At 70.5% G+C, this 7,079-nt stretch carries 5 protein-coding genes; 3 read left to right on the forward strand and 2 right to left on the reverse strand.

The window, feature by feature from the left end:
• Positions 1–128: 128 nt before the first annotated feature.
• Complete coding sequence (locus tag ACZ6CV_RS13270; protein WP_469250872.1) at positions 129–896, reverse strand: TetR/AcrR family transcriptional regulator; 768 nt, start codon at positions 894–896, stop codon at positions 129–131.
• Positions 897–1,268: 372 nt separating this feature from the next.
• Between ACZ6CV_RS13270 and ACZ6CV_RS13275 the strand changes: the two genes are divergently transcribed.
• Together ACZ6CV_RS13275 and ACZ6CV_RS13280 are read left to right on the forward strand one after the other, a co-directional pair.
• Positions 1,269–2,663 (forward strand): NAD(P)/FAD-dependent oxidoreductase, encoded by a 1,395-nt coding sequence (locus ACZ6CV_RS13275; RefSeq protein ID WP_469250873.1) that lies wholly within the window; start codon positions 1,269–1,271, stop codon positions 2,661–2,663.
• Positions 2,664–2,828: 165 nt separating this feature from the next.
• Positions 2,829–4,535: an ATP-binding SpoIIE family protein phosphatase gene (locus ACZ6CV_RS13280; protein ID WP_469250875.1), complete on the forward strand. Its 1,707-nt coding sequence runs from the start codon at positions 2,829–2,831 to the stop codon at positions 4,533–4,535.
• Positions 4,536–4,556: 21 nt separating this feature from the next.
• On the opposite strand, the gene ACZ6CV_RS13285 is transcribed toward ACZ6CV_RS13280, so the two are convergent.
• Entirely contained in the window at positions 4,557–5,843 is a 1,287-nt protein-coding gene (locus tag ACZ6CV_RS13285; protein WP_469250876.1) for an MFS transporter, read from the reverse strand.
• Positions 5,844–5,978: 135 nt separating this feature from the next.
• On the opposite strand from ACZ6CV_RS13285, the gene ACZ6CV_RS13290 reads away from it, so the two are divergent.
• The gene (locus ACZ6CV_RS13290; RefSeq protein ID WP_355814780.1) at positions 5,979–6,527 is read left to right on the forward strand and encodes a MarR family winged helix-turn-helix transcriptional regulator; all 549 of its coding nucleotides are present in this window, start codon (positions 5,979–5,981) and stop codon (positions 6,525–6,527) included.
• Positions 6,528–7,079: the final 552 nt, after the last annotated feature.

The raw sequence follows: 7,079 nt of genomic DNA on the forward strand, positions 1-7,079 counted from the left end.
CGTTCACCCATTCGGGGAAGGCTCAACGACCGTCCACGCGCACGGCGCTGAACCCTCCACCGATGAGAGCCGCGCAGACGCCACCGAAGGCCACAGCGGAACCACCGATCACGCCGGCCGGGACCGCATCACGCCGGCCGGGACCGCAGCCCCTCCAGCAGGATGTCGAGCAGCCGCGAAGAGGCCGCCGCCTGCTGCGCCGCGTCCGGCAGCGAGGGCGCCGCCGTCGCTATCACCAGCAGGACGTCCGCCACCGTCACGTCCGGGCGCAGCTCACCCGCCGCGCGGGCCCGCTCCACGAGCCGGCCGACCACGTCGAGGAGCGTCGCCGCCCCCGTGTCGTCGTCCAGCGGAGCCGACTCCTCGGCCGGCGCCTGGCGCTGTTCGACGAGCCGCAGCTCGGGAGCGTCCGGCGCCGACTGCCGCTGCTGCGGCACCCGCGCCGCGTCCTCGGCGGGGCCGTCCTCCACGCTCACCCGCAGCACCTGCGGCGGCAGCAGCCGGCCCGCACCCGACGCCACGGACGTCCGCAGGAAGCGCGAGAGCGCGGACCACGGCTCGTCCTCCTGCCCGAGCGCCGCACGCGCCTGGTCGGTCAGCCGGGAGGTCTCCTCCTCGGCTATCCGCCTGACCAGCACGTCCTTGCTCGGGAAACGTCGGTAGACGGTGCCGACACCGACCCGCGCGCGGCGCGCCACGTCTTCCATGGGCGCGCCGTATCCCAGCTCGCCGAAGACCTCGCGTGCCGCCCTGAGCACATGTTCGAGGTTGCGCTGTGCGTCGACACGCAGCGGTGTCGTGCGCGCTCCTTCCCCCATGTCGCGTCCGATTCCGGCGGGGCCGACGGCTGATGCCGACACCGCTGCGGAAGTCCAGTGAGTCTCCTGAATGTGCATACGCGTTCCCCCGGTAATGACGTCTCCCCCCGGAGACACTCCCCGCCATTGGCTACCGACGTGTGAGGAACGAGCCCTCCCGCGAACCGGAATCTCGGCCCGACGAGCGCATCCCCCGACACCCCGACGTCCCACGAACATAGTTGAGCGGGGGTCAATTCAGAAGAGGCGGGTTCCGCACAGCGCGCCCCCCGATCGGAGTACCTGCCTTTTCCGGCCTCGCCCGACCCCACCCCCGCACCCCCATCACCCCCGCTGACCTGCACCCCTTTCTCGCCCCACGCCCCGCGCCCGGGCCCTTCGCACACACTTCGCCCGGTCACACAAATTGCCGGGCCTGTGGACAAACTCCGGAGCCGGGTGCGTCATGGGATGGTGAAGGCTGCGATCTCCCGGGGGACCACCCCCGCATCCCCGGACTGTGCACGGATTCTCGTCGTCGGCGGCGGCTACGTCGGCATGTACACCGCGCTGAGACTCCAGCGGAAGCTGAAGCACGAGCTCAGGCGGGGCGAGGTCGAGATCGTCGTGATCACGCCCGACCCGTACATGACGTATCAGCCGTTCCTGCCCGAAGCGGCGGCCGGCTCCATCTCGCCGCGCCACGTCGTCGTCCCGCTCCGCCGCGTCCTCAATAAGTGCCGCATCGTCATCGGCGAGGTCGAGTCCGTCACCCACGCCAAGCGCACCGCGACCTTCAGCACCCTCGCCACCGAGGAAGAGGGCACCGGACCCGTCCAGATCACGTACGACGAACTCGTCCTGGCCCCCGGCTCCATCGCGCGCACCCTGCCCATCCCCGGCCTCGCCGACCACGCCATCGGCTTCAAGACCGTCGAAGAGGCCATCGGACTGCGCAACCACGTCATCGAACAGATGGACATCGCCTCCTCCACCCGCGACCCCGCGATCCGCGACGCCGCCCTGACCTTCGTCTTCGTCGGCGGCGGCTACGCGGGCGTCGAGGCGCTCGGCGAGCTGGAGGACATGGCGCGCTACGCCACCCGCTACTACCACAACGTCAAGCCGCAGGACATGAAGTGGATCCTCGTCGAGGCAGCGGACCGGATCCTGCCCGAGGTCGGCGAGGAGATGGGCAAGTACACGGTCCGCGAGCTGCGCAGGCGCAACATCGACGTACGCCTGGAGACCCGCCTCGACTCCTGCGAGGACCGCGTGGCCGTCCTCAGCGACGGCGCCCGCTTCCCCACCCGCACCGTGGTGTGGACGGCCGGCGTCAAACCCCACCCCGTCCTCGCCGCGTCGGACCTGCCGCTGAACGAACGCGGCCGCCTCACCTGCACCGCACGGCTGACCATCGACGGCACCACGCACGCGTGGGCGGCGGGCGACGCGGCCGCGGTCCCCGACGTCACCGCCGCCGAACCCGGCACGGAATGCGCGCCCAACGCCCAGCACGCGGTACGCCAGGCCAAGGTGCTCGGCGACAACATCGTCGCCTCCCTGCGCGAACGGCCCCTCCAGGAGTACACGCACAAGTACGTGGGCTCCGTGGCCTCCCTGGGACTGCACAAAGGCGTCGCGCACGTCTACGGACGCAAGCTGAAGGGCTACCCTGCCTGGTTCATGCACCGCGTCTACCACCTGAGCAGAGTGCCGACCGTCAACCGCAAGTCCCGCGTGCTCGCCGAATGGACCCTGTCCGGTCTGTTCAAACGCGAGGTCGTCTCCCTCGGTTCGCTCGAACATCCCCGCGCGGAGTTCGAACTCGCGGCCGGAGGCGAACGCCCGAAGGAGTCCCCCTGACCCCCGCCAGGAACTCCCCGCCCCGGACCGGCGTCTGACGGATGTCAGTCCGGTCGGTCAGACTGTTCGTGTGACCATGGGCAGGCCGCCAGGCCGACACCAGGGACGTCCGCTCTCGACATGCTGTGTTCCCGATCCAGAAGCGACACCACGAGGCCTACCGCAGTGAACTTCACGCGCTGGAGCGCCCGGCTCCCCGGAACGCAGCGCCGCGCAGCAGCGCGGACCGAACAAGCGGTGTCCACGGCACCGCGCGGGGACGGCTCCGTCCCCGCGGCCCGCGCCGAGCGGCCCTCCGACGGAGCGGACCCCGCTCCCCCCGACGACACCGACGCCACCGGTGGCACCAAGGTCCTCGCGGGCCTCGACGAGCTGCCGGCCCGCGAGGTGCTCGACCGCATCCCCGCCCTCGTCGCCCTGGTGCACGGCGCCGACCACCGCATCGCGTACGTCAACGACGCGTACGTCACCGCCTTCGGCCCCCGGCCCATCGGCGAACCCGCGCGCGTGGCGCTGCCCGAACTCGAGGAGCTGAGCCTGCTGCCCCTCCTCGACCAGGTTCTGCGCTCCGCCAAGCCGCGCACCGTCAAGTCCCGCAAGGCCGCCTCCGGCCGCTCGTACACCTTCACGTGCACTCCCGTGACGCTGCCGCTCGGCGGCTCCGCGGCCGGACCCGAAGAGGGCGGCGGCGTCCTGGTGTTCGCCGCCGACGTCACCGACCACGCCGAGGCCGCCGAGCGCCTGCGCACCAGCGAGCGCGCCCAGCGCGAGACGGCCGTCACCCTCCAGAAGTCCCTGCTGCCCCAGGAGCTGGAGCAGCCCGACGACCTGCGCATCGCCGCCACCTACCAGCCGGGCGGCACCGAGGCGGCCGTCGGCGGCGACTGGTACGACGTGATCACCCTCGGCGGCGGCCGCACCGCCCTCGTCATCGGCGACGTGATGGGCCGCGGCGTGCGCGCCGCCGCCGTCATGGGCCAGCTCCGCACCGCCGTCCGCGCCTACGCCCGCCTCGACCTGCCGCCGCACGAGGTCCTGCAGCTCCTGGACGGCCTCGCCGCCGAGATCGACGCCAGCCAGATCGCCACCTGTGTCTACGCGGTGCACGACCCGAACGAAGGAAGCCTGGTCTACGCCTCGGCCGGCCACCTCCCCATCCTCGTACGCGACGAGAACGGCACGATCCACCGCGCGGAGGAGCCCACCGGCCCCCCGCTCGGCACCGGCGGCTGGCTGCACACCTCCGGCTCCGTCCCGCTCGGCCCCGGCTCCACCGCCGTCCTCTACACGGACGGCCTGGTCGAGCGGCGCAGCGAGGACATCGACGAAGGAGTGGCCGCCCTGGAGCGCGCCCTGGCCGGCGCCACCGGCACCCCACAGGTGGTGTGCAACCGCCTGATCCGCGCCCTGGGGGTCACCGCCGACCACGACGACGACGTCGCCGTCCTGGTCCTGCAGCACCCCGCCCGCACCGGAGCGGACGCCGAACTGTTCAGGAACGCAGCCCTGGAGCTGCTCGGCGGCGTGGAAGCGGCGCCACGCGCGCGTGCCTTCGCCACCGGCGTCCTCGCCAGCTGGCGCTTCTCACCGGAACTGCACGACCTGGGCGTCCTCGCCGCCAGCGAACTGGTCGCCAACTCCCTCCAGCACGGCACACCACCGATGCGGCTGCGCCTGCGCCGCACCGACCGACGGCTGATCATCGAGGTCACCGATGGCGACGACCACCTGCCGCGCCGCCGCCGCGCCGAACCGGCCGACGAGGCGGGACGCGGCATCGCCATCGTCGCCACGATCGCGTCGAACTGGGGCTCGCGCCGCACACCGGGCGGCGGCAAGGCCGTCTGGTGCGAGTTCGCGCTCCCCAAGTAGGACGCGGGATGCGCAGCGGTGTTACGCGTCGGCCGTGGCGGGCGCGGCCGTAGTAGGGCCGCCCTGCGCCACCACCGGGCTCTTGGCGAGCGACGGCTGGTTCTGCAGCGGGGTGAGCCGCCGCCCCAGCCGCACCGCGAGCACCGTGATGCCCAGCGAGAACAGAACGAACGTCACGATGTACGGGACGTGCAGCGCGGCACCCATCGGACCGCCCACCGCCGGACCGACCGCGAGGGCCAGTTGCTTCACCAGGGCGAAGGCCGAGTTGTACTGACCGACCATGCCGCCCGGCGCCAGATCCGCGACCAGCGGCGCCACGGTCGGCGACAGCATCGCCTCACCGAGCCCGAAGAGCGCGTACGTCGAGATGAACGCGGCGGTCGCCATCTCCTGGCTGCCGTGCCCGAGACCCGCGTACCCGGCGAGGACCCAGGCGAAGGCCCAGATCAGACCGACGGACGCGATCACCCGGGAGCGCTTGCGCCGCTCGACGAACTTCAGGACGGCGAACTGCGCGACCACGATCATCGCCGTGTTGGCGGCCAGCGCGATGCCGAGCGTCGACGGCGAGATCCCCGCGGCCTCCACGCCGTACGCGGAGAGCCCCGACTCGAACTGCCCGTAGCAGGCGAAGAAGATCACGAAGCCGAGCACGCACAGCTGCACCATGGCCTTGTGCCGCAGGAGCGCGCGCATGCCGCCCTGGGGGGCGGACGCGTCCTTGGGCATCGCGTCCTGGATGGACGGCGCGTGCGGCAGCCGTACGGTCAGCGCGATGGCCGCGAGCACCAGGAACATCACGGACTCGATGGAGAACAGCAGCGTGAAGCTGCCCGGCCGGTCCTCGTCGACGATCTGACCGCCGATGAGACCACCGATGCCGAGCCCCAGGTTCTGCAGGAAGAACTGCATCGCGAAGGACCGCGTACGGGTGGCGGGCGTCGACGACCAGACGATCATCGTCGCGAGCGCCGGCTGCATGACGGCCGTACCCGCGCCGAGCAGCGCCGCGGCCACGATCGCCGTCCCCTCACTGCCCGCGACACCGAGCGCGACGGCGCCCACGGAGGCCACGACCGCAGCACCGACGAGCACCGGCAGCGGGCCGCGACGGTCGATGACGCGGCCGGTGACGGGCAGGACGATCAGAGCGGCCATGGCGAAGGCGGCCAGCACAATGCCCGCCGTACTGGCTCCCAGATCCCGCACCTGCGCCACATAGACGTAGAGGAACGGAACCGTGAAACCGATGCCGAACGCGCTCAGCGCGCTGCCTGCCTGAATACGACGCATCGCTGCGCCCATCGCCCTGGTCACTTTCACCTGCCTTGAGTGAGTCATCGAGTAGTTAGACGTGAAGACTTCGAAGCTAAAGTTCGAGTCTAAACTGTACACACCGAAGGACTTCGACGCCAAGTGGGCCCGTGCCATACTGCGGCCATGGGTGACACCCCCGGCCCGAGCGAGCCGACACTTGACGAACAGATCGCCGCGTACCAGCGGGAGTTCCAGGACCTCGACCCGCAGGTCGAGGAGATCGTCTCGGCCCTCGGCCGCCTGAACCGCCGCATGAACGTCGCCTACGGGCGGCAGACCGCGACCCTCGGGATCAGCAACGCCGAGTGGGAGGTCCTCAAGGCCCTCGTCCTCTCCGGGGACCCGTACCAAATGGGCCCCGGCGAGCTCGCCAAGCGCCTCGGCCTCACCCCGGCCGCCATGACCCACCGGATCGACCGCATGGTGGCGGAGGGTCTGGTCACCCGCGACCGCGACGAGTCCAACCGGGTCCGCGTGATCGTGGAGCTCACCGCGGAGGGCCGCGAGAAGTGGCTGGAGGCGATGCGCCTGGCCACGGTCTTCGAGGAGGACCTCCTCCAGGACCTGTCCCAGGAGGAGCGGGGCGCGCTGGGCGAGGTGCTGACCCGTCTCCTGCGCCGGGTGGAGCACGCCCAGCCGGACGCCGGCGGCCGCCTCACGGACCTGGACTGAGACCCGGATCGCTGGGTACCCGGCGGAGGTTGACAGTCGCCCGGGGGATCCGTAGAGTTCTTCGGGTTGCCACGGAGCCGTAACGGTTCTTCGGCAGCACCTCCCGCCGCCTCGAGCGGCAAATCAAACTCTGCACAACCTCCCAACGGAACGCATTCGGCATGCCCGAATTCAATTCCGAGACCCGATTATGAGTCGCCGGGAAAACCCGCTAGAGTTTGAGACGTCGGAACGGCCCAACAGCCGCGAAGACAAACCCCGCCGACCGGGGGTCAGGCCCGAAAGGGTCTGATAGAGTCGGAACCGCCGGAAAGGGAAACGCGAAAGCCGCAAGGCCGGAGCGGGAACCGGAAAGGCACCGAGGAAATCGGACACGAAAGAGTCTGATAGAGTCGGAAACGCAAGAACGAAGAACAAAAAGAAACACCGAAGGGAAGCGCCCGGAGGAAAGCCCGAGAGGGTGAGTACAAAGGAAGCGTCCGTTCCTTGAGAACTCAACAGCGTGCCAAAAGTCAACGCCAGATATGTTGATAACCCCGTCTCCAGCATCAG

It is taken from the genome of Streptomyces sp. NPDC041713 (genome assembly GCF_055591085.1).